Annotated in this window: 17 protein-coding genes and 1 pseudogene; 6 read left to right on the top strand and 12 right to left on the bottom strand. The window is 66.4% G+C overall.

Translation table 11 applies throughout. From position 1 onward, the window contains the following. Window positions 1–370: 370 nt before the first annotated feature. The 3 genes from ABT115_RS19380 to thyX all read right to left on the bottom strand — a co-directional run bounded on the left by ABT115_RS19380 (window position 371) and on the right by thyX (window position 3,974). A complete protein-coding gene (locus tag ABT115_RS19380) occupies window positions 371–2,056 on the bottom strand; it encodes a ribonuclease J (RefSeq protein WP_351791065.1) in 1,686 nt (561 codons plus the stop codon). 129 nt (window positions 2,057–2,185) lie between these two features. Next, on the bottom strand, window positions 2,186–3,085 hold the full coding sequence (dapA, locus tag ABT115_RS19375) for a 4-hydroxy-tetrahydrodipicolinate synthase (RefSeq protein WP_351791062.1): 900 nt from the start codon (window positions 3,083–3,085) through the stop codon (window positions 2,186–2,188). A gap of 151 nt (window positions 3,086–3,236) precedes the next feature. Continuing rightward, window positions 3,237–3,974 (bottom strand): FAD-dependent thymidylate synthase, encoded by a 738-nt coding sequence (gene thyX / locus ABT115_RS19370; protein ID WP_351791059.1) that lies wholly within the window; start codon window positions 3,972–3,974, stop codon window positions 3,237–3,239. A gap of 185 nt (window positions 3,975–4,159) precedes the next feature. On the opposite strand from thyX, the gene ABT115_RS19365 reads away from it, so the two are divergent. Both ABT115_RS19365 and ABT115_RS19360 read left to right on the top strand, forming a co-directional pair. Further along, window positions 4,160–4,399 (top strand): hypothetical protein, encoded by a 240-nt coding sequence (locus tag ABT115_RS19365; protein ID WP_351791056.1) that lies wholly within the window; start codon window positions 4,160–4,162, stop codon window positions 4,397–4,399. A gap of 94 nt (window positions 4,400–4,493) precedes the next feature. Beyond that, window positions 4,494–5,045, top strand: a complete 552-nt coding sequence (locus ABT115_RS19360) for an SCO5741 family PH domain-containing membrane protein (protein WP_351791054.1) — start codon at window positions 4,494–4,496, stop codon at window positions 5,043–5,045. A gap of 88 nt (window positions 5,046–5,133) precedes the next feature. Here ABT115_RS19360 and ABT115_RS19355 read toward each other — a convergent pair whose 3' ends face one another. The 6 genes from ABT115_RS19355 to eccD form a co-directional block, all read right to left on the bottom strand. Further along, the gene (locus ABT115_RS19355) at window positions 5,134–5,592 is read right to left on the bottom strand and encodes a tetratricopeptide repeat protein (protein WP_351791051.1); all 459 of its coding nucleotides are present in this window, start codon (window positions 5,590–5,592) and stop codon (window positions 5,134–5,136) included. Between the two features lie 12 nt (window positions 5,593–5,604). After that, window positions 5,605–6,357: a 4-hydroxy-tetrahydrodipicolinate reductase gene (gene dapB, locus ABT115_RS19350; RefSeq protein WP_351791048.1), complete on the bottom strand. Its 753-nt coding sequence runs from the start codon at window positions 6,355–6,357 to the stop codon at window positions 5,605–5,607. 23 nt (window positions 6,358–6,380) lie between these two features. Beyond that, on the bottom strand, window positions 6,381–7,760 hold the full coding sequence (locus tag ABT115_RS19345; RefSeq protein WP_351791045.1) for a M16 family metallopeptidase: 1,380 nt from the start codon (window positions 7,758–7,760) through the stop codon (window positions 6,381–6,383). After that, on the bottom strand, window positions 7,757–9,970 hold the full coding sequence (locus tag ABT115_RS19340) for a polyribonucleotide nucleotidyltransferase (RefSeq protein WP_351791079.1): 2,214 nt from the start codon (window positions 9,968–9,970) through the stop codon (window positions 7,757–7,759). Before ABT115_RS19340 ends, ABT115_RS19345 begins: the two co-directional genes overlap by 4 nt. A 272-nt stretch (window positions 9,971–10,242) precedes the next feature. Next, complete coding sequence (gene rpsO / locus ABT115_RS19335; RefSeq protein ID WP_189546018.1) at window positions 10,243–10,533, bottom strand: 30S ribosomal protein S15; 291 nt, start codon at window positions 10,531–10,533, stop codon at window positions 10,243–10,245. A gap of 189 nt (window positions 10,534–10,722) precedes the next feature. Continuing rightward, window positions 10,723–12,225: a type VII secretion integral membrane protein EccD gene (eccD, locus tag ABT115_RS19330; protein ID WP_351791076.1), complete on the bottom strand. Its 1,503-nt coding sequence runs from the start codon at window positions 12,223–12,225 to the stop codon at window positions 10,723–10,725. A 268-nt stretch (window positions 12,226–12,493) separates the two neighbouring features. On the opposite strand from eccD, the gene eccCa reads away from it, so the two are divergent. The 4 genes from eccCa (at window position 12,494) to ABT115_RS19310 (ending at window position 20,727) form a co-directional block, all read left to right on the top strand. Continuing rightward, complete coding sequence (eccCa, locus tag ABT115_RS19325; protein WP_351791042.1) at window positions 12,494–16,468, top strand: type VII secretion protein EccCa; 3,975 nt, start codon at window positions 12,494–12,496, stop codon at window positions 16,466–16,468. A 165-nt stretch (window positions 16,469–16,633) separates the two neighbouring features. Then, window positions 16,634–17,104: a hypothetical protein gene (locus tag ABT115_RS19320; RefSeq protein WP_351791039.1), complete on the top strand. Its 471-nt coding sequence runs from the start codon at window positions 16,634–16,636 to the stop codon at window positions 17,102–17,104. Next, the gene (locus tag ABT115_RS19315; RefSeq protein WP_351791036.1) at window positions 17,104–19,410 is read left to right on the top strand and encodes a hypothetical protein; all 2,307 of its coding nucleotides are present in this window, start codon (window positions 17,104–17,106) and stop codon (window positions 19,408–19,410) included. The genes ABT115_RS19320 and ABT115_RS19315 overlap by 1 nt, the downstream gene beginning before the upstream one ends. 606 nt (window positions 19,411–20,016) lie before the next feature. After that, entirely contained in the window at window positions 20,017–20,727 is a 711-nt protein-coding gene (locus ABT115_RS19310) for a hypothetical protein (protein WP_351791033.1), read from the top strand. A 41-nt stretch (window positions 20,728–20,768) separates the two neighbouring features. Here ABT115_RS19310 and ABT115_RS19305 read toward each other — a convergent pair. The 3 genes and pseudogenes from ABT115_RS19305 to ABT115_RS19295 all read right to left on the bottom strand — a co-directional run. Beyond that, a pseudogene (locus tag ABT115_RS19305) lies at window positions 20,769–20,924 on the bottom strand (DUF397 domain-containing protein); the annotation flags it as partial. 11 nt (window positions 20,925–20,935) lie between these two features. After that, window positions 20,936–21,253 carry a Scr1 family TA system antitoxin-like transcriptional regulator gene (locus tag ABT115_RS19300; RefSeq protein ID WP_351791030.1) on the bottom strand — a complete coding sequence of 106 codons (318 nt, stop codon included), beginning with the start codon at window positions 21,251–21,253 and terminating at the stop codon, window positions 20,936–20,938. A 387-nt stretch (window positions 21,254–21,640) separates the two neighbouring features. Further along, window positions 21,641–21,940, bottom strand: a complete 300-nt coding sequence (locus ABT115_RS19295) for a WXG100 family type VII secretion target (RefSeq protein WP_351791028.1) — start codon at window positions 21,938–21,940, stop codon at window positions 21,641–21,643. Window positions 21,941–22,001 lie beyond the last annotated feature (61 nt).

Genomic DNA, 22,001 nt, shown 5'->3' with positions numbered 1-22,001 from the left:
TCCGACTCTATCAGACTCTTTCGTGTCCGATTCCCGGTCGAAGCGGCCCCCTGCGGAGCAGGAGAATTTTTACTGCGCTTTCCAGTTCCTCGCTTCCGCGATTCCCTTTCCGGCGGCTCCAACCTTACCAGACTCTTTTCGTTCCGTTTCCGGTCCGAATTTGAATTCAGGTGGCCGTTGGAGTGGCCTTGCCTTTCGGCGGATCCGACGTTATCAGAAGTTCTGAGTCGGAATTCCCGCTCCGTTCGGGGTGCCCAGTGCACATGAGTGTGCGCGGTGTTTCCCGGTCAGTCGGAGCCGTAAACGTACTGGAGCGGGGCGCGCGATGCAAATCGAGGGCCCCGCTCCGGAGTTCGCGCCTGTCGGAGGGTCAGACTTCGACAACGACGGGGAGGATCATCGGGCGCCGGCGGTAGGTGTCGGAGACCCACTTGCCCACCGTGCGACGGACGAGCTGCTGCAGCTGGTGCGGCTCCATCACGCCGTCCTGGGCGGACCTGTTGATCGCTTCCTCGATCTTCGGTACGACGGCGGTGAATGCCGCGTCGTCGATACCGGACCCCCTGGCATGGATGTCGGGCCCGCCCGTGATCTTGCCGGAAGAGCTGTCGACCACGATGAAGACCGAAATGATGCCCTCCTCGCCGAGGATGCGGCGGTCCTTGAGAGAGGTCTCGGTGACATCGCCGACCGAGAGGCCATCGACGTATACGTAGCCCGCCTGGACCTTGCCGACGATCTTGGCCCTGCCGTCGATGAGGTCGACGACGACGCCGTCCTCGGCGATGACGATGTGGTCCTTGGGTACACCGGTGAGGGCACCCAGTTCGGCGTTGGCCCTGAGGTGGCGCCATTCGCCGTGGACCGGCATCAGGTTCTTCGGCTTGCAGATGTTGTAGAAGTACAGCAGCTCGCCGGCCGAGGCGTGGCCCGAGACATGGACCTTGGCGTTGCCCTTGTGGACGACATTGGCGCCCCAGCGGGTCAGGCCGTTGATCACGCGGTAGACCGCGTTCTCGTTGCCCGGGATCAGGGACGACGCCAGGATCACTGTGTCGCCCTGGACGATGCGGATCTGGTGGTCGCGGTTGGCCATACGGGACAGCGCGGCCATCGGCTCGCCCTGGGATCCCGTGCAGACCAGCACCACCTCGTCGTCCGGCAGATCGTCGAGCGTCTTGACGTCGACCACCAGGCCCGCGGGGACCTTCAGATAGCCGAGATCACGGGCGATACCCATGTTGCGGACCATCGAGCGCCCGACGAAGGCGACCCGGCGGCCGTATTCGTGTGCCGCGTCGAGAATCTGCTGGATGCGGTGCACATGGCTGGCGAAGCTCGCCACGATGATGCGCTTCTGGGCATTGGCGAAGACCGTGCGCAAGACGTTGGAGATGTCCCGCTCGGGCGGTACGAAGCCGGGGACCTCCGCGTTGGTCGAGTCGGAGAGGAGAAGGTCGATGCCTTCCTCGCTCAGCCGCGCGAACGCGTGCAGGTCGGTGAGCCGGCCGTCCAGCGGGAGCTGGTCCATCTTGAAGTCACCGGTCGCGACGGCCATGCCCGCAGGTGTGCGGATGGCGACCGCGAGAGCGTCCGGGATGGAGTGGTTGACCGCGATGAACTCGCAGTCGAACACGCCGATGCGCTCGCGCTGGCCCTCCTCGACTTCGAGGGTGTACGGACGGATGCGGTGCTCCTGGAGCTTCGCCTCGATCAGCGCGAGGGTCAGCTTGGAGCCGATGAGGGGAATGTCCGGCTTCAGTCGCAGCAGGTACGGGACACCACCGATGTGGTCCTCGTGGCCGTGCGTGAGGACGATGCCCTCGATGTCGTCGAGACGGTCCCGGATCGTGGTGAAGTCGGGCAGGATCAGGTCGATTCCGGGCTGCTCTTCCTCCGGGAAGAGAACTCCGCAGTCGACGATGAGCAGGCGGCCGCCGTATTCGAAGACCGTCATGTTGCGGCCGATTTCGCCGAGGCCGCCGAGCGGGGTGACCCGGAGGCCGCCCTTCGGGAGCTTCGGCGGGGTGCCGAGTTCGGGATGCGGATGACTCAAAAGACTCTCCTTACCACGCACGCCACGTACCGCTTGGGCACGTGGCGCGCATGTCATTCGTGCACTTGCTGTTGTCTGTGATGTCGCTCTTGCGAGTGTTCTTCGCTTATTCAGTTGTGAAGTCTGTGGTTACAGCTCTACCCCACCGGCGGCGAGATCGATCTTGAGCTGCGCCGCTTCCTGTGTGGTGAGCTCCACCAGAGGAAGGCGCAGGGGGCCTGCGGGGAGGCCCTGGAGGGCCAGCGCGGCCTTGGTGGTGATCACGCCCTGGGTACGGAACATGCCGGTGAAGACCGGCAGAAGCTTCTGGTGGATCTCCGTGGCCTTCTGGACGTCGCCGCCGAGGTACGCCTCGATGAGGGCCCGCAGGTCCGGGGTGACGACATGGCCGACGACGGAGACGAATCCAACGGCCCCGACCGAGAGGAGCGGCAGGTTCAGCATGTCGTCGCCGGAGTACCAGGCAAGGCCGGACCGGGCGATGGCCCAGCTGGCACGGCCGAGGTCGCCCTTCGCGTCCTTGTTGGCGACGATGCGCGGGTGCTCGGCGAGCCGTACCAGCGTCTCCGTGTCGATCGGCACGCCGCTGCGGCCAGGAATGTCGTAGAGCATCACTGGTAGACCGGTGGCATCGGCGATGGCCGTGAAGTGGCGGAAGATGCCTTCCTGCGGCGGCTTGTTGTAGTACGGCGTCACCGCGAGGAGGCCGTGGGCGCCTGAGCGTTCGGCCGTGCGCGCGAGCTCGATGCTGTGGCGGGTGTCGTTGGTTCCGATACCGGCGACGACGTGGGCCCTGTCTCCCACCGCTTCCAGTACAGCCCGTACGAGCTGGTCTTTCTCCGCGTCGCTGGTGGTGGGGGACTCGCCGGTGGTGCCGTTGATGATCAGGCCGTCATTGCCTGCGTCCACCAGATGGACGGCGAGCCGCTGGGCACCGTCGAGGTCGAGTGCGCCGTCCGCCGTGAAGGGCGTGACCATAGCGGTGAGGACCCGCCCGAAGGGGGTCTGCGGAGTGGAGATCGGAGCCATGGGTAACACGCTACTCGTTGCACAGCACCCAATGCCCCCTCGGGGGACACGCAGTAGGAGCCCGGCACTGCCTGCTCGGGGGTTCAAGCAGTGCCGGGTCCGTTTGATCAGCCTAGATGAACTTCACGAAACGCCGCAATACGGACACCGCTTACGGGGCTACGCGTCCGTTCTTGTTGAAGGCTGCATGGGTGAGCGGCATGAGCCGGGCCCAGTGCTCCTCCATCTGCTGGCCGACCATCTCGATCTCCCGCTGCGGGAAGGACGGCACCTTCGCCAGCTCGTGCTGGGTGCGCAGGCCAAGGAAGTGCATCAGCGAGCGGGCGTTGCATGTGGCATACATCGAGGAGAACAGGCCGACAGGAAGCACCGCGCGGGCGACCTCGCGGGCCACTCCTGCGGCGAGCATCTCCTGGTACGCCTCGTACGCCTGGCGGTAGGAGTCCTCCATGACGCGGCCGGTGAGCTCCTGCTGGGCCTGAGTGCCCTCGACGAACTCGTACTTGCCGGGGCGGCCCTGCTGCACGAGCTTGCGGGACTCCCCCGGAACATAGAAGACCGGTTCCAGCTCCCTGTAGCGGCCTGATTCCTCGTTGTACGACCAGCCGACGCGATGGCGCATGAACTCGCGGAACACGAAGATCGGGGCGCTGATGAAGAAGGTCATCGAGTTGTGTTCGAACGGGCTGCCGTGCCGGTCACGCATCAGGAAGTTGATGAGCCCCTTGGAGCGCTCAGGGTCCTTGGTGACCTCCTCCAGGGACTGCTCACCGGCCGTGGAGACACGGGCCGCGAACAGGACGTCGGAGTCGCCTGCGGCGTGTTTCACCAGCTCAACGGTGACATCGCTACGGAAGCTGGGCTGTGCTGGCTCGGAGGTCTCGGTCACCGGCGGGGTCCTTCCATTTGCGTCGCTCGGGCGGCGCCCACTCTACGGGCCGCCACTGACACCGAGGGCCGAAGGGTCGTGCAGGGATTTCTTTGACGAATTCGGCGATTCGGGGCACCGAACGGGCCTGCCGTGCGTCTGACTCAGTAACAGCATCCGTTCGAGAGATCAAGGAGAGTTTCCTCATGTTCTTCCGGCGTGAATCCGTCCCGTTCTCGTTTGTAGCCGAGGCCGACCGATTCCGCAGTAACGTCACTCCTCCCGAGCGGGAGCGCGCCACCGTCTCCCAGCTGGCCAGCCGTTCCCTTGTCGGACTGACGGTCGTCGCAGGTCTTGTCGGGTCGCTGGTTCTCGGCCTCCCCGCTCTGAGCCCCACTCAGGGGCCGTCGCACACCCAGCAGACCGAGGCCTCCCAGGGACGCTGACTCCCACGGGTCCCCTGGATTGGTCTGGTCGGCGGCCTCCTCGGTAGCCTCACCGGGCACAGCAATCGAGCGTGCTTGTGAGTGAGGATCAGTCGTGCCCCTGCCCTTCCTGACGGCCGACCGCGCGTTTGACGCGAGCGTTGAGGACATCGCGCTGCCGTTCGACGACCACGACAGCTGGCGGCGTCCGTACCGCCCAGGCCCCTGGCGCGTTGCGGCAGCAGCCTGCCTGCTGCTGCTCGCGTCGTTCATCCTGCTCGCGGGCGTGATCACCGCGTTCGCCGGAGCGGCGGCGGGCGCCGCCGCGTGCCTGGGGCTCGCCGGCGTGGTCCTCGGCTGTGCCCTGCGGCTGCTGCGGGTCGGCGCCTGGGTGAGCCGGCATGGCGTGCGCCGGGTCGGCTTCTTCACGACGACGACCGTGCCGTGGAACCGCGTCGCGGCCGTCCGTACGGTGCAGCAGCCGGTGAAGTGGCTGGGGCTTCCGCGCACGGTGCAGGGGCAGGCGTTGATCGTCGTACGCGAGGGAGGCGAGACGATTCCGCCCCTGCTCACCGACAGCAATGCGGATTTCCTGGCGCGGGGTGAGGCATTCGACCGTGCGGCCGACACGGTTGAGGCGTGGGGAGACGAGTATCGGCTGGGCTGAGGCGTGTGGTAGCCGGGGCCGTCCGCTGGCAGTTGTGTCCTCAAGCGCCGGTTGGGCTTGATTTCACCGGACGGCCCATCGGCCAGCGTCAGGGCGTGCTGGGCTGGGTTGGCTTCCTGTGCAGAGCGATGGCGCGCTGCATGGCCTTTCGGGCTCGGGGGGTGTCCCTGGCGTCCTGGTAAGCGACGGCCAGGCGGAACCAGCAGCGCCAGTCGTCCGGGGAGTCCTCCGCCTCCTCGCGGCGGCGTGCGAACACTGCGTCGGCCGAGGCGCGGTCGATTCGGCCGGACGGGGTGCGCACCAGCTCGTCGACCGGCAGGCCGCCCTCCGCGTCCAGTTCCGCGGCCAGCGCGTTGGCCCGCGTCACGAACTGGGTGTTCTTCCAGAGGAACCAGAAACCGATCAACGGCAGGATCAACACCGCGACGCCGAAGGTAACCGTCAGCAGAGTGCCGTGCTGGATGAGCAGGACGCCACGGCTACCGACCAGGGCGAAGTAGAACACCAGGACGGCAGCGGTGACGAAGTAGGTGATCTTTGCGCGCATGACAGGGCTCAGTCAGTTCAGGTCGAGGAAGTGTTCCAGGCCGAACGTGAGGCCGGGAGTGGTCACCACACGGCGTGTGCCGAGCAGGATGCCCGGCATGAAGCTGCTGTGGTGCAGGGAGTCGTGGCGGATGGTGAGTGTCTCGCCCTCGCCACCGAGCAGCACTTCCTGGTGGGCCAGGAGCCCGCGGAGCCGGATCGCGTGGACCGGGACTCCGTCGACGTCCGCGCCACGGGCACCGTCCAGGGCCGTGGTGGTGGCGTCCGGCTGCGGGGCACAGCCGGCCTTTCTCCGGGCCTCGGCGATCAGCTGGGCGGTACGGGTGGCGGTGCCCGAGGGGGCGTCGACCTTGTTGGGGTGGTGCAGTTCGACGACCTCGACGGACTCGAAGTAGCGGGCGGCCTGCTCCGCGAACTTCATCGTGAGGACGGCGCCGATGGAGAAGTTCGGCGCGATGAGCACACCGGTTTCCGGGGAGCCGGAGAGCCAGGTGTTCAGCTGCGCGAGCCGTTCGTCGGACCAGCCCGTCGTACCGACGACGGCGTGGATGCCGTGCCGGATGCAGAAGTCGAGGTTGCCCATCACCGACGCGGGGGTGGTGAGCTCCACAACGACCTGGGCGCCGGATTCCGCGAGGGTCTCCAGCTTGTCACCGCGCCCCAGGGCGGCCACCAGCTCCATGTCGTCGGCGGCCTCGACGGCTCGTACCGCCTCGGATCCGATACGGCCCTGGGCGCCGAGAACGGCCACGCGCAGCTTGCTCATTGATCTGCTTCCTTACGGGGGAGTTAGGAGACCGCTTCGTCGAGGCGGTCGGCCTGCTTGTCCTTGAGCGGGCCGATGACGGAGAGCGAGGGGCGGTGTCCGAGGACCTCTCCCGCCACCGCGCGTACGTCATCGGGCGTTACCTGCGCTATCCGGGCCAGCATGTCGTCGACCGACATCTGGTCGCCCCAGCACAGTTCGCTCTTGCCGATACGGTTCATCAGTGCGCCGGTGTCCTCCAGGCCAAGGACCGTGGAGCCGGAGAGCTGCCCGATTGCGCGACCGATCTCCTCGTCGCTCAGTCCTTCGGACGCTACCCGGTCGAGCTCGTCCCGGCAGATCTTGAGGACATCGTGGACCTGGCTGGGCCGGCAGCCCGCGTACACGCCGAAGAGTCCGCAGTCCGCGAAGCCCGAGGTGTACGAGTAGACGCTGTAGGCGAGGCCGCGCTTCTCCCGCACCTCCTGGAACAGGCGTGAGCTCATGCCGCCGCCGAGAGCGGTGTTGAGTACGCCGAGCGCCCAGCGGCGGTCGTCGGTGCGGGCCAGGCCGGGCACGCCGAGGACGACGTGGGCCTGCTCGGTCCTGCGGTTCAGCAGCTCGACGCGGCCCGCGGTACGCAGGGTGCGGGAGCCCGCACGCGGAGCGACCGGAACGGCGTCGGTGCGGGACAGGGAGCCGGCGCGCTCGAAGGCCCTGCGGACCTGGCGTACGACCGTGGCGTGGTCGATGTTGCCCGCGGCGGCGACGACCAGGTGTGTGGGGTCGTAGTGCTTCTTGTAGAAGCGGGCGATCCGGCCGCGGTCGAGCGCGTTGATGGTGTCGACGGTGCCGAGGACCGGGCGGCCGAGGGGGGTGTCGCCGAGCAGCGTGTGCGCGAACAGGTCGTGCACGCAGTCGCCCGGGTCGTCCTCGGTCATCGCGATCTCTTCGAGGATGACACCGCGCTCGGCGTCGACGTCCTCGGCGGTGATCAACGAGCCGGTCAGCATGTCGCAGACGACGTCGATGGCCAGCGGAAGGTCGGTGTCGAGGACCCGCGCGTAGTAGCAGGTGTACTCCTTCGCCGTGAAGGCGTTCATCTCGCCGCCGACCGCGTCGATGGCGGCGGAGATGTCCAGGGCACTGCGCTCGGCGGTGCCCTTGAAGAGAAGGTGTTCGAGGTAGTGCGTCGCACCGTTCAGGGTGGGGGTCTCGTCGCGTGATCCGACGTTGGCCCAGATCCCGAAGGTGGCGGAGCGGACGGACGGCAGGGTCTCGGTGACGACCCGGAGACCGCCGGGAAGGACGGTGCGGCGGACCGTACCGATGCCGTTGGTGCCCTTGAGAAGCGTTTGGGTACGGGCGACGGCCCGCGCCTTCGAGGAGGCGCGGGCCGTCGTCACGGGACTACGGGACGTCACTTGGCGGCGTCGTCCTTCTTCTCGTCTTCCTCGCCCTCGATCACGGGGATGAGGGAGAGCTTGCCGCGGGAGTCGATCTCTGCGATCTCGACCTGGACCTTGGTGCCGACGCCGAGCACATCCTCGACGTTCTCCACGCGCTTGCCACCGGCGAGCTTGCGGATCTGCGAGATGTGCAGCAGGCCGTCCTTGCCCGGCATGAGGGACACGAACGCACCGAAGGTGGTGGTCTTGACGACCGTACCCAGGTAGCGCTCGCCGACCTCCGGCATGGTCGGGTTGGCGATCGAGTTGATCGTGGTGCGGGCGGCCTCGGCGGCCGGTCCGTCGGCGGCACCGATGTAGATGGTGCCGTCGTCCTCGATCGTGATGTCGGCGCCGGTGTCCTCCTGGATCTGGTTGATCATCTTGCCCTTGGGGCCGATGACCTCACCGATCTTGTCCACCGGGATCTTGACGGTGATGATCCGCGGGGCGTTCGGGGACATCTCGTCCGGAACGTCGATGGCCTCGTTCATCACATCGAGGATGTGGAGGCGGGCGTCGCGGGCCTGCTTCAGCGCGGCGGCCAGGACCGAGGCGGGGATGCCATCGAGCTTGGTGTCGAGCTGGAGCGCGGTGACGAACTGCTTCGTACCGGCGACCTTGAAGTCCATGTCGCCGAAGGCGTCCTCCGCACCGAGGATGTCGGTGAGGGCGACGTAGTGGGTCTTGCCGTCGATCTCCTGGGAGATCAGGCCCATGGCGATACCGGCGACGGCGGCCTTGAGCGGCACACCGGCGTTCAGCAGCGACATGGTGGAGGCGCAGACCGAGCCCATGGACGTCGAGCCGTTGGAGCCCAGCGCCTCGGAGACCTGGCGGATCGCGTAGGGGAACTCCTCGCGCGTCGGCAGCACCGGCACGATGGCGCGCTCGGCGAGCGCGCCGTGCCCGATCTCGCGGCGCTTGGGCGAGCCCACACGGCCGGTCTCGCCGACGGAGTACGGCGGGAAGTTGTAGTTGTGCATGTAGCGCTTGCGGGTCACCGGGGAGAGGGTGTCCAGCTGCTGCTCCATGCGGAGCATGTTGAGGGTGGTGACGCCCAGGATCTGGGTCTCGCCACGCTCGAACAGCGCCGAGCCGTGCACCCGCGGGATGGCCTCGACCTCGGCGGCGAGCGTACGGATGTCCGTGACGCCGCGGCCGTCGATGCGGACCTTGTCCTTGATGACGCGCTCGCGGACCAGCTTCTTGGTCAGCGAACGGTACGCGGCGGAGATCTCCTTCTCGCGGCCTTCGAAGGCCGGGAGAAGCTTCTCGGCGGCGATCTCCTTGACGCGGTCCAGCTCGGCCTCGCGGTCCTGCTTGCCGGCGATGGTCAGCGCCTGGGCCAGCTCGGACGTGACGGCGGCGGCGAGCGCCTCGAAGACGTCGTCCTGGTAGTCCAGGTAGACCGGGAAGTCGCCGGTGGGCTTGGCGGCCTTGGCGGCGAGGTCCGACTGGGCCTTGCAGAGGATCTTGATGAAGGGCTTCGCGGCCTCGAGACCGGCGGCGACGACCTCTTCGGTCGGGGCCTCGGCGCCGTCCTTGACGAGCTGGATGGTCTTCTCGGTGGCCTCGGCCTCGACCATCATGATCGCGACGTCGCCGTCCTCCAGGACGCGACCGGCGACGACCATGTCGAAGACGGCGTCCTCGAGCTCGGTGTGCGTCGGGAAGGCGACCCACTGGCCCTTGATCAGGGCGACACGGGTGCCGCCGACCGGGCCGGAGAAGGGCAGGCCGGCCAGCTGCGTGGAGCAGGAGGCGGCGTTGATCGCGACCACGTCGTAGAGGTGGTCGGGGTTGAGCGCCATGACCGTCTCGACGATCTGGATCTCGTTGCGCAGGCCCTTCTTGAAGGAGGGGCGCAGCGGCCGGTCGATCAGGCGGCAGGTGAGGATCGCGTCCTCGGAGGGCCTGCCCTCACGACGGAAGAAGGAGCCGGGGATCTTGCCGGCGGCGTACTGCCGCTCCTCGACGTCCACCGTGAGGGGGAAGAAGTCGAGCTGGTCCTTGGGCTTCTTGGAAGCGGTGGTGGCCGACAGCACCATGGTGTCGTCGTCCAGGTACGCAACGGCGGAGCCGGCGGCCTGCTTGGCCAGGCGGCCCGTCTCGAAGCGGATGGTGCGGGTGCCGAAGGTTCCGTTGTCGATAACGGCCTCGGCGTAGTGGGTCTCGTTCTCCACTAGCGTTTTCTCCATACTCGTCGTCTTTCGCCCTGCCGCCCGTGTGGCGGAGGACGGTGCGGAGAAGCGCGCCGTGTGTGCGGGCCGGTCTTCGATCGAAGCTCCCGGGCGTTGTCCCGGGGGCCACTACCGAGGACCGGCGGCGGCCGTGGCGCGCCTCTCCTCGCTCTGGTGTTGTACGTCCAGGTTACTGAGCCCGGCCCTGGTCCTGCACGTACAGCAAAGGGAGCGGCCCCCTGGAACCCGGGGTACCGCTCCCTCTCACAGCGTCCTTACTTGGCGCCGCCGGCCGCACCACGGCGGATGCCGAGGCGGTCGACGAGCGCACGGAAGCGCTGGATGTCCTTCTTGGCCAGGTACTGCAGGAGGCGGCGACGCTGGCCGACCAGGATCAGCAGACCACGACGGGAGTGGTGGTCGTGCTTGTGCGTCTTGAGGTGCTCCGTCAGGTCCGAGATCCGACGGGAGAGCATGGCCACCTGGACCTCGGGGGAACCGGTGTCACCCTCCTTGGTGGCGAACTCGGCCATGATCTGCTTCTTCGTAGCGGCGTCGAGCGACACGCGGTACTCCTCTTTGGTGTTCGATGCGTCCACGAGCGCCCCTGGTCTTGATCTCAGGGGGTCTTCCGTTACTCGGGGGCGAAGGTCCGATGAGCGCAGCTCCCAGGGTGATCCGGGAGCGCGTACACAAACGGCCGTCAGTCAGAATACCAGTCACTGAGACCCCGGCCGCCCGTGGTACCGGACGGATCAGCTGGTGAGTGCGCGGATCGAGTGGTAGACGTCGAAAACGGCGAGGCACAGCGGCAGCAGCGTCAGGAGCACACACGATTCGGCGATCTCCAGGAAGCGCCCCCAGAACGGGGTGACTCCCTTGCGCGGCACGATCAGCCCCACGGCAGTGATCAGCGCGGCGACGCCCGCCACCGCGGCGGTGAGCCAGATCGTACGGATGTCGAGCCCTGCGGTCTCCCCCTTGAACGCCTCGCGCACCAGCGTCGCCGGCGGGTTGAGGGACAGTCCGAGGCCGAGGAGCACCAGTGCGCCGAGGCCCGCCGCCAGGACGCAGCCGACCTGGGCCGTGTAACGGAACAGGTGGGCGCGCATCAGCATCGCGATGCCGGTGGCGAGGGCCAGCAGCTGGCCCCAGATGCTGTCCGAGAAGCCGAGCACGGCTGCGGCTCCCACGGCCACCAGCGCGCATCCGCCGACCAGACCGAGGAGCAGCTCGTGGCCGCGCCGCGCCTGAGCGGCGATGCGGTCGGCGTCGACCGGGCCCTGCGGCTCCGGGTCGGACGTCCCGTAGTCACCGACGGTGGTACGGGGCGGCTCGAAGCCGATGGGGAGGCGGGCGAAGCGGGTGGAGAGTCCAGGCAGGAAGCCGAGGAGCCCCACGGAGAGGGGGGCACACACGGCCGCGGTCTCGGCCGGCTCCATACCGGTCATGATCGCGACGAAGGTCACCAGCACGCCGATGGCAGCGGCGAACACGAACGCGACGAAGGTGCCGTCGCCTTCGGGTGCGGCGATCATGAGGATCACCGCCGCCACCAGCACGGCGGCGCAGGCGAGCAGGAACTGGAGCCTGCCGGTGCCCTGGCCCTCGCTGAGCGGCAACAGACCGGCCCCGGCGACCGCCGCGTTCGCGAGTACGCCGATCCCCAGCGCGATGGACGATCCACGGTCGGCGTACACACGCGCGCGTACGCAGGCGAGCGCGAGAAGGAGCACGGAGGTGACCGCGGCCAGGATGCCCGGCAGACCGTGCATGTCGTGCCGGACGTCGGAGTTCCACAGCACGAATCCGAGCAGGACCAGCAGGACCGATCCGCCGAAGAGCCCGGCCGATCGGGTGAGGCTGTCGCCCCAGAGGGTGCGGTCCCGGGCGACTGCGGTGGCGACGGCATCGGAGACGTCGTCGAAGACCGCGGGGGGCAGCGACTCGGAGAAGGGCCGCAGGGACAGCAACTCGCCGTCGAGGATGCGCTGGCCGGCCAGAGTGCGCCCACCGTCCAGGACGGTGCCGTCGCGGCGCACCAGGTGATAGCCGACCGGAGCCCCCGGGGCGGGGCTCTGCCCCGCCAGCCGGAGGATCTCCGGGTAGAGGTCCGCGACGGGGATGTCCTCGGGTAGCGCCACATCGACGCGGCTGTCGGGCGCGACGACCGTGACCCGGCAGAAACCGGTTCCGTTGCCGGCCGGAACTCCGGGACCCGGCCGACCGGATCCGGTAGCCGCCATTTGGGCCGTCATAGTCACGTGCTGCTCCCCCTCATGGTTCTGCTGGCTCCTGGAACGCACCCCGGGGTCATGGGCCCGACCCGCGTCCCGATGGATCACGTGGTCAACCGCGTCCCGAATGACCCATTTTTTTGCGGTAGTTAGCGGATGCGTACACGCGTTGCGACACCCTACCGCCCTCGGGTCATCCCCTACGCCAGTAGGATCCTCCCGCGGACGGAGCGGTCGCCACGGGGGCGCCGATAGGAACAGCACCGTCCGGCAAGGGAATTGGTGAGCTGTGAGCCAGATTGTCGTCAAGCGCCCACCGCGGGCCCTCCCCTCCGAAGTCCCGGGCGAGCAGGTGCAGTTGCAACCTCCGCCCGAGCTGCCTCGCGGCCAGCAGGAGGGGGTGATGATGCAGCTGCTGCCGATGCTCGGCATGGGCGGTTCCGTCGTCTTCTTCTTCATGACGCCGAACCCGGTCATGCGGATCATGGGCATGATCATGATCGCGTCCACGGTCGCCATGGCCATTGCGATGATCATCCGCTTCCGGCGCGGCACCCAGGGTCAGCTCGCAGACATGCGGCGCGATTACCTGAAGTATCTGACGCAGACCAGGCGCGCGGTGCTGAAGACGGCCCGCGAGCAGCGCGACGCGCAGTTCTATCTCCACCCGTCCCCGGAACAGCTGTGGGCGCTCGTCGCCGAGGGCAGCCGGGTGTGGGAGCGCCGCGTCGGTGACGCGGACTTCGCGCACGTACGCATCGGCCTGGGCAGTCAGGAACTCGCCACGCCGCTCGTCGCGCCCGACACCGCGCCGGTCGATGAGCTGGAGCCGCTGACCGCCGGGGCGATGCAGCAGTTCATCACGACCCACAGCACGCTGGACGGCCTGCCGATGGCGGTCTCGCTGCGCGCCTTCTACCACCTGACGATCAGTGGCGAGGCGGAGTCCGTACGCTCCACGGCCCGCGCGATGGTCGGTGCGCTTGCCTCGCTGCACTCCCCCGAGGACCTGATCATCGCCGTCGCGACCGGCCGGAACGCCGCCCCGCACTGGGAATGGACGAAGTGGCTCCCGCACATGCAGGCGCTGGGCTCCGTCGACGGTGCCGGCAGCCGTCGCCTGATCACCACGAGTGTCGAGGAGCTGGAGGAGATGCTCGCGGGCCATCTCGAAGGCCGACCGCGCTTCCAGCCCGATGGCCAGCCGCTCCTGGAGCAGCCCCATGTCGTCGTCGTGCTCGACGGCCAGTCCGTACCGGCGACATCCGCGCTCGCCGCGGCCGAGGGCCTTCAGGGCGTGACGGTCGTCGAGATCGTCACGGGCCAGGTCAACGGAGCACGCGGTGGTCTCTCCATCGTGGTGGACCCCCACTCGCTGCAGTTGGAGTCCGGACACGGGCTGGTGTACGACGGCCTTCCCGACCTGCTGAGTCACGAGGCCGCCGAAGCACTCGCCCGGCAACTAGCCCCGCTCCACGTGGCCTCGGGCGGCGACGACGACGAACCGCTGCTCGCCAACCTGGAGTTCACCGATCTGCTGAATCTCGGCGACGCCGCCTCGGTCGACGTCAGCCGGACCTGGCGGGCCCGCTCGCAGGCGGAGCGACTGCGTGTCCCGATCGGCGTCGGCGAGGACGGCGGCCCGGTGATGCTGGACCTCAAGGAGGCGGCGCAGGAGGGCATGGGGCCGCACGGCCTGTGCGTCGGCGCCACCGGTTCCGGCAAGTCCGAGCTGCTCCGTACGCTCGTACTGGGCCTTGCCGTCACCCACACCTCGGAGACGCTCAACTTCGTCCTCGCGGACTTCAAGGGCGGTGCCACCTTCGCCGGCATGGCGCAGATGCCCCACGTCGCAGCGGTGATCACCAACCTCGCGGACGACCTGACACTGGTGGACCGCATGGGTGACTCCATCAGCGGTGAGCTCAACCGCCGCCAGGAGATGCTGCGCGACGCGGGCAACTACGCCAACATCCACGACTACGAGAAGGCGCGCGCCGCGGGAGCCCCGCTGCAGCCCATTCCCTCCCTCGTCCTGGTCATCGACGAGTTCAGCGAACTGCTCACGGCCAAACCCGACTTCATCGAGATGTTCGTGCAGATCGGGCGTATCGGCCGTTCGCTGGGCGTCCATCTGCTGCTGGCCTCGCAGCGCCTCGAAGAGGGGCGGCTGCGCGGACTGGAGACCTATCTGTCGTACCGGATCGGTCTGCGTACGTTCTCCGCGGGCGAGTCCCGGGCGGCGCTGGGTGTGCCCGATGCGTACCACCTGCCCAATGTTCCCGGTTCCGGCTACCTGAAGTACGGCACGGACGAGATGGTGCGGTTCAAGGCCGCGTACGTCTCCGGGGTGTACCGCTCGGGCGCCCAGCCGGCCGTGTCCTCCGGCCCTCTGCCGGTGGACCGCAGGCCGGTGGTGTTCACTGCGGCTCCGGTGCCGGTGCAGTACGTACAGCCGAGCCCGCAGGCCGGGGCCGTTGTACCCGATGCGCGTACGGCGGAGGACGACGCTCTGGCGGACACGGTGCTCGATGTGATCGTGCGCCGGCTGGAGGGCCGGGGGGCCTCCGCACACCAGGTGTGGCTGCCTCCGCTGGACAATCCGCCGTCGCTGGACGAGCTCCTGCCGGGGCTGTCCGCGGTCGAGGGCCGTGGGCTGACCCAGCCCGGATTCGAGGGATCGGGCCGCCTCGTCGTACCCCTGGGCGTGGTCGACAAGCCGTACGAGCAGCGGCGCGACACGCTCTACCGGGACTTCTCCGGTGCGGCGGGCCATATGCAGATCACCGGTGGTCCGCAGTCGGGCAAGTCCACGCTGCTGCGCACACTCATCGCGGGCTTCGCACTCACCCACACGCCCCACGAGGTCCAGTTCTACGGGCTCGACTTCGGTGGCGGCGGCATGGCCTCGATCGCCGGACTGCCGCACGTCGGCGGGATCGCGTCCCGGCTCGACCCGGAGCGGGTGCGACGCACCGTCTCCGAGGTGTACGGGATCATGGCGCGGCGTGAGGAGTATTTCCGCAGCGCGGGCATCGACTCCATCGCCACCTTCCGCAGGCTGCGGGCGCGCGGCGAGATCTCGGTGACGGACCAGCCGTGGGGCGACGTGTTCCTGATCATCGATGGCTGGGGCAACTTCCGTACGGACTACGAGGGCCTGGAAGCGGCGGCCGTGGACATCGCGGCGCGCGGGCTCGGATACGGCATCCACCTGATTGTCACGGCGTCGCGTTCCATGGAGGTCCGGGCCAACCTCAAGGACCACCTGATGAACCGGCTCGAACTGCGGCTCGGTGACGTCATGGACTCCGAACTGGACCGCAAGGTCGCGGTCAACGTGCCGGCCGGTGTGCCCGGTCGTGGTCTCACACCGGAGAAGCTGCACTTCATGGCCGCGGTACCGCGGATCGACGGCATCAACTCCGACAGCGACCTCTCCGAGGCGACGGCGGCCATGAACCAGGAGGTCGCCCGGCACTGGACCGCGGCGCCCGCCCCGGCGGTCCGTCTGCTGCCCCGCGAACTCCCGGCGCACGAACTGCCCGCGGGCTACGCGCATCCGGAGCGGGGCATCGCGTTCGGTATCGACGAGAACAACCTGGAGCCGGTCTTCCTCGACTTCGAGCGCGACCCGTTCTTCCTGGTGTTCGGCGAGAGCGAGTCCGGCAAGTCCAATCTGCTGCGGCTGCTCATCAAGCAGCTGTCCGAGCGGTACGACGGGAACGCCTGCAAGTTCTTCGTCATCGACAACCGACGAGCACTGCTGGACGCCACCCCCGCGACGCACCTGGCGGAGTACGTGCCCATGTCCAACGACATGGAGCACCACGTGGACGCGCTGTACAACCTGATGAAGCGCCGTACGCCGTCGCCCGACGTCACGGCGCAGGAACTGCGCGAACGCAGTTGGTGGCGCGGCCCGACGGTGTTCGTGGTCGTCGACGACTACGACCTGGTCTCCACGTCCAGCGGAAACCCGATGGCCAAGCTCGCGGAGATGCTGCCGTTCGCACGTGACGTCGGCGTCCGGTTCATCATCGCCCGTAGCACGGCGGGGGCCGGCCGGGCCCTGTACGAGCCGTTCATGCAGCGCATCATGGAGCTCGGCGCGCAGGGGCTGATGCTCTCGGGCGACCCCATCGAGGGGGACGTTCTCGGCAACGTACGACCGCGCCCGATGCCTCCGGGGCGCGGGGTCTTCGTCACGCGGCGACGGGGGAATCCGCTGGTGCAGTCGGGGCTCATGGGCGGGGAGCGGTAGGAGTACGTGCGGAGGCGGGGCGGCGGGGGCTACCGGTGGCGGCCGCAGTGCGTGGTGTCCCGCTCCCCCCTCGCCCCGCACCGGGCGGGCGGCTGATGCGGCTGCCCGTCTCAGCAGAGATTCCGAAAGTCCGGCATTCCCGGCACACACTGGAGGGTTCCGCGCATGGCATGGGCCGAGTGGGAGCAACTGAAGGCCGATGCGGCCAACAAGAGCGGCGCACAGATGCAGCTCAATAAAGCCGCACCTACAGGCGGCGGCGGTGGGCAGGGCGACCTGAAGGTCGATCAGACCGACCTCTCGGCCGTCCGTGACGAGGCCTCCAAGTTGCACGGGCGCTTGTGGAAAGAGGGCCGTGTCGCAGTGCCCACCAGCGAGACAGCAGCGAGCGACCTCACCACCCAAGGACTGGAACTCGGCGGAGCCCTCCAGCACGTGGCGGATCGGTGGGATAGACAGCTCAAGTCCCTTAGTGACGCCTGCGGGCACATATCGAACCACATGGACTTCACCAAATATGTGCACAACAGTGACGATCAGTACGTGAGGAGCAACATCAGCAGTATCGCCTCGCTCGACCAGGGATTCGATGACGACTACGCACCCAAGGGCAAGACGAACAAGGCGGACGACTGATGGATTTCGAAACGCTGCGCTTCGCCAAGTTCGGACTGCTGGACGAGGCCATCACCGACTGGTCGACCATGGTGACCAACCTTGCCGATCTGGAAAAGGACGCCAGGGAAGGCCTCAAGGCGAAAGCCGACAAAGCCAACTGGGCGGGCGACAACGCCAACGTCACCAGAGAGTTCGTCGGCAAGACAGTGCACGAGTTCGATGACGCCCACAAGCAGGCCAAGTCCCTGTGGAGCATCCTCAAGGATGTGCGGGACGAACTGAAGGGATACCACAGCGAACTCAACGCAGCCCTGGAACGTGCAAGCGGAAAGAACCTGACGGTCACCACCACCGGCGGTGGTGGCTTCACGGTCACGATGAACATCCACCCGGACCGCGCGGCCAAGGGGACAACCGTCCCCGACCACAGCCAGAGCGATGTCACCGCCCTACGGGACGAGATCCAGAAGATTCTGAATGAAGCGACCGAGAGCGATCACACGGCCGCCGTCGCCCTCAAGGCACTCTCGGACCAGGCCGACATGGGATTCACGGGGGCCGAGTACAGGGACCGGGACTCTGCGGCCAACGCGATCAAGGAAGCCGACCGGCTGTCCGCGATCGCGAAGAAGAACCCGGAAGATCTCACCGTCAAGGAATTCGACCAGCTGAACGCCGGGCTCAAGAAGATGTCGGGCGACGAGCTGTTCGCCGCACGCTTCACGGAGAAGCTGCGGGCTCAGGGGACGTTGGACTTCTGGGCCGGGCTGAACGATCCCCGCTTGGCCCGTGAGATCGGCCGGGAGAGGGTCGACCAGTACGACGAACTACAGAAGAACCTGAGCCTCACACTGGCTACCGCCACCCAGAGCGACAGCCGAGGAATGATTGACTGGAAGCGCGAGATGGTGGATCTCGGCAGCCAGCCCATCTCAAAGCACTCGGGCACCCTGGGATTCCAGGTGATGAGCAACCTCATGCGGTGGGGGAACTATGACGACCAGTTCCTCAAGAGCTACGGAAGCGAACTGATCAAGACCGAGAAGAAGTTCACCGACAACGGACGCCACGGCGCCTGGACACACATGGGGATGGACCCTTTCCTCAATCGCACCGGCACGGATTCCGGAACTGATCCGATGACCGGCTTCATGAAGGCCCTGTCGAACAGCCCCGACGCCGCGACGGACTTCTTCAGCGACACGTTCGTGACGAAGGACGAGGATCACGACTTCGAGGAAGACGCCGACAAGAACGGAAAGAACGAGAAGAGGGAGCTCAGTAACTTCGACTACCTCTTCGAGGAGCGGGACTGGCCGAAGGATCAGAACGACAAGGGCAAGGAAAGCGTCACCGGCCGGAACTCCATGGCGTTGGCCCTTGAAGCAGCGACAACAGGCCACCCCGCGGGTGAAATGCCGACAGCTGACACTCCGGCACATAGCCCGCAGCAGGCAAAGCTGATGGAACGTCTTGTCGCCTCAATCTCTGAAAACAGCAAGCGCTTGACGGATTACAGTTACATGGGTGACAGCATCGGTCAGATCTCATCCGAATATCTTCCCGATATGAACCGGGCAATGGCAGACGACCCAGAGGTCCTGCAGGAGGGAGATAACGGAGACGTCAGCAAACTCTTCCCGATCACGGGAAATCCGGCGGAGATGAACCACAGGGACACCACTCGCTTCCTGCTGGCAGTCGGTCAGACCCCTGAGGGTTATGCCCAGGTCGAACTCGGCCAAAAGCAATACATGGCAAACCTCATGGACTATCATTTGAACCCCGATTTGCCCGCAGACCAGCGATTCTCTTCGGAAAAGAACCTGACCGTGTCACAGATCGCTTACGGCTCGGGAGAAATTGCAGGAACGCTGGCCATCGGGCGGCAAGAGGAAGTTGCGGGCGACGCTGAGGAAAAAGACAAAGCCTATGGTCACGCAATGACCCAAACAAAGGGCGCCATCTCGGGAGGTATCGGGATCGGTATCGGCGTGGGCACATCATTCATTGCCACCCCTGCCGTTGGCGCCGCGGTAGGAGGCGCAGCGGGCACCGTGAGCGGAATGCTCCTTGAGCAAATCTTCAAGGATTATGAGGGGGACGCCAAGAGCGAGGCAGGAGCGGTCATGGCCGAGCATTGGGAGAATGGACGCGACAATAATTTCAAGCACAGTCAAGAAGCGGTGATTCTGGCGGCAAAGGCTCATGGAATACCGCTGGAGGACCTTGCCACCTACGCCCGCACCGGCGCACGCGACGGGTTCACGGATGCCGGCCCCAATACCACGGCGATGGGGCCCGACCTGAAGACAGACATTTAGATTGAACCTCTCTTCTTTCAGGCAATAACCCACCCATCACGAGCCCCGGAATGAGAGAATTGAAAGGCCATAGCGCATACCTCGTTTTTCATAGAGGAGTGCAAAGAGCTGCAGTTTTTACAGCTTGTGCGAGTCTCGCACTCGTAAGTTGCTCGGACGAGGCAGAGCGCGAGTACAGCGCACCGAACTCCCTGTGCGGCACGTCAATATCGCCCGGATTACTGTCTCCCTTTCTCCCTCCGGGGAAGAAGGTATCGGAGAAATCCTTGACACCTGCGGACGGGATCGCACGCTGCCAAGTTTTGGTGGACGGCAAGGTCGTACTGGTGGCCAGCCGGGAATGGTGGAGCGACAAACCCAACCTGACAGAAATCGCACAGGGGCAAGCCTACGTAGAGCTCGAGAATTTCTCGGACGACGGAAGGTACATCCATTCCGAGCGAGGTGCGGTAGGGAAGGCGGAGTGCGCAAGACCAGTCAAACCCGGCAACGAGCTATTCACCGTGGTGCAGGTACCCGAGCCTGGTAGAGCAAATGCTGACGCGGTGAAGGCCCTCATCACGGGATACACGGAGAGTATGAGCTCCTCGGATCAGTGCACGCGCAATGAGTGACATGATTCAACAAGGTTATCCCCCTCTGCTGCGATCGACTTCCAAGAGAGGAACGGCAGTGATCAGGCGTAAAGTCGGACGTTCCACCGCAGCCTGGGCTGCCGGGGCGGCCTTGCTTCTACAGACGGGGTGCGGCAGCGATGACAGCAAGTCCACTGCGCTGAGCGCGAAGCAGGTAGAGGCTGCGCTGCCGGGTGGTGCGGCCATGCCGGGCTGGACGGTTTCCGAGGAGCCCGAGGCAATTCCCATGAATAGCATGCACAAGCAGCTTGTGTGCCCCAATGAGGGCAACAAGGGCTGCGAGGACGCTCGTTTCTACGGCCTCTCGACCTTCCACCGCGACGACAAGAACGCCAATGCCTACTTCCAAATGGCAGCCTACAAGGACGAGCAGACAGCCGAGACGGCATACGAAGCCCTCTGGAAGATCAACAGTCGGGGCCCAGGGCCGAAAGCTAAGAACCTGGATCTCGGCGCGCTCGGAGAAGAGAGCAACGCTCGTGTCGGCACTGTGGATTTTAGGGGCGAGCCGGGTGCGGTGGCACAGGTGCGGGTCGGCACGACGCTGCTCTGGGTTCAGGTCACCGGCACCCGAAAGGGCGACATCGACGACGCCCTCGTTAAAGACATGGCCTCGCTGTTCAGCGTGCGTGCCGAGCAAGCCCAGAAGGGCGACAGGCCCTCCGCCACACTCGGCAGCTGATCACTGGGGCAGTGAATCGCCCAGTCCGCTCTGATCGACGCGAGCAGTGCGGACAGGCCCACGCTGCTGACGACGAGTATCACGTTTGGCTCGTCGCTCTCTCGCAGCCGGAACGTGCCATCAGACGCGCCGGCGATATTGACGCAGTTCGCGCCCTCGGTACTGTACGAGGACTTCTGCCAGTTGTACTCGGACATGAAATGGCCTCTCAGAGACTTCTAGCAACCTTTTGGACGAAGTCCCGGCTTTGCGCCGGGCTGAGCGCGCAGCTCTCCATGCGATCCAAGACAGATCTATAGCGAGCAAGCTGTGCCTCAGCATCGAGGAAATCGCAACCGTGATCGGAATCCAGCACAACGGTGTCCAACTGCGGCACCTGCCCCGCGACGTAGGTGATCGGCTGCCCAGCAGCGGGGAAATCCTGGCGCTCGAAGGGAATCACTCGGATCGTGACGTTCTCCTGTTCCATCATCGCGGCCATGTGAAGCAACTGCGCTCGAGTGACCTCAGATCCACCGAATCGCATACGTAGCGCGCGCCCGTGTCGCCGCGTGGGGCCTCGCGCACGAGGACCGGAGCGCCCAGGTCGCCGCTGTGGACGACAGGTTCCGGATGTCGCTGCGCACTCCCGACCGTGCGGCCCAGCTGATTTCCCTGCACCCGGGAAGCATCGGATGCCTGGTGTGGCCCGGGCTAACCACCCTAACTACGCCCGCGAGTTAACAGAGTTCGACTTTTTCACCCAGTATCTGCCGAGCCTCCGAGACGGGGATGGGGCTGCTCCGGGGGCGGCCGGTGACAGCACCCTCACCTGCTGACAAGCGCGATGCGCCGTGCTCGGCTTTGTGGTCGGGACATACGTCAGGGTGGGCACCTCCCGTGCGTGCCCACCCTGACTGTGTCCTGCTGAGAATTACTCGAAGTTGGCCCTCGCCCGCTTGTCGCCGGCGTGGTACGCAGCTCCGGCCTCGCGCACCTTGCGAGAGATCTCGCTCAGGGCGGTGTGAATCCCGGTGGCGTCGCGGTCCCAACCAGCCTGAGCGGTGTCGTACGCCTCCTTGGCCTCGCCCACCCAGAGCTCGGACACATTGGCGATCATTTGCTTGATGGACGCAAGGTCCTCCTGGAGCTGCTTGCTCTGCCGGTCGATGGCCCCGGCGGCCAAGTCCAGGCTCGCGTAAGTGACAACCATCGTGCCGTCGTTGTTCGACATGCGGTCCTCCCGTGCTATCTAGGTTCGGTATGAAGGCCTTGTACGTGGTACGGGCGCGACA

This window comes from Streptomyces sp. NPDC001832, assembly GCF_040297265.1.
Classification (GTDB): domain Bacteria; phylum Actinomycetota; class Actinomycetes; order Streptomycetales; family Streptomycetaceae; genus Streptomyces.
The sequence above is the reverse complement of the archived record's forward strand: the minus strand, read 5'-3'. Positions and strand labels throughout refer to the sequence as shown.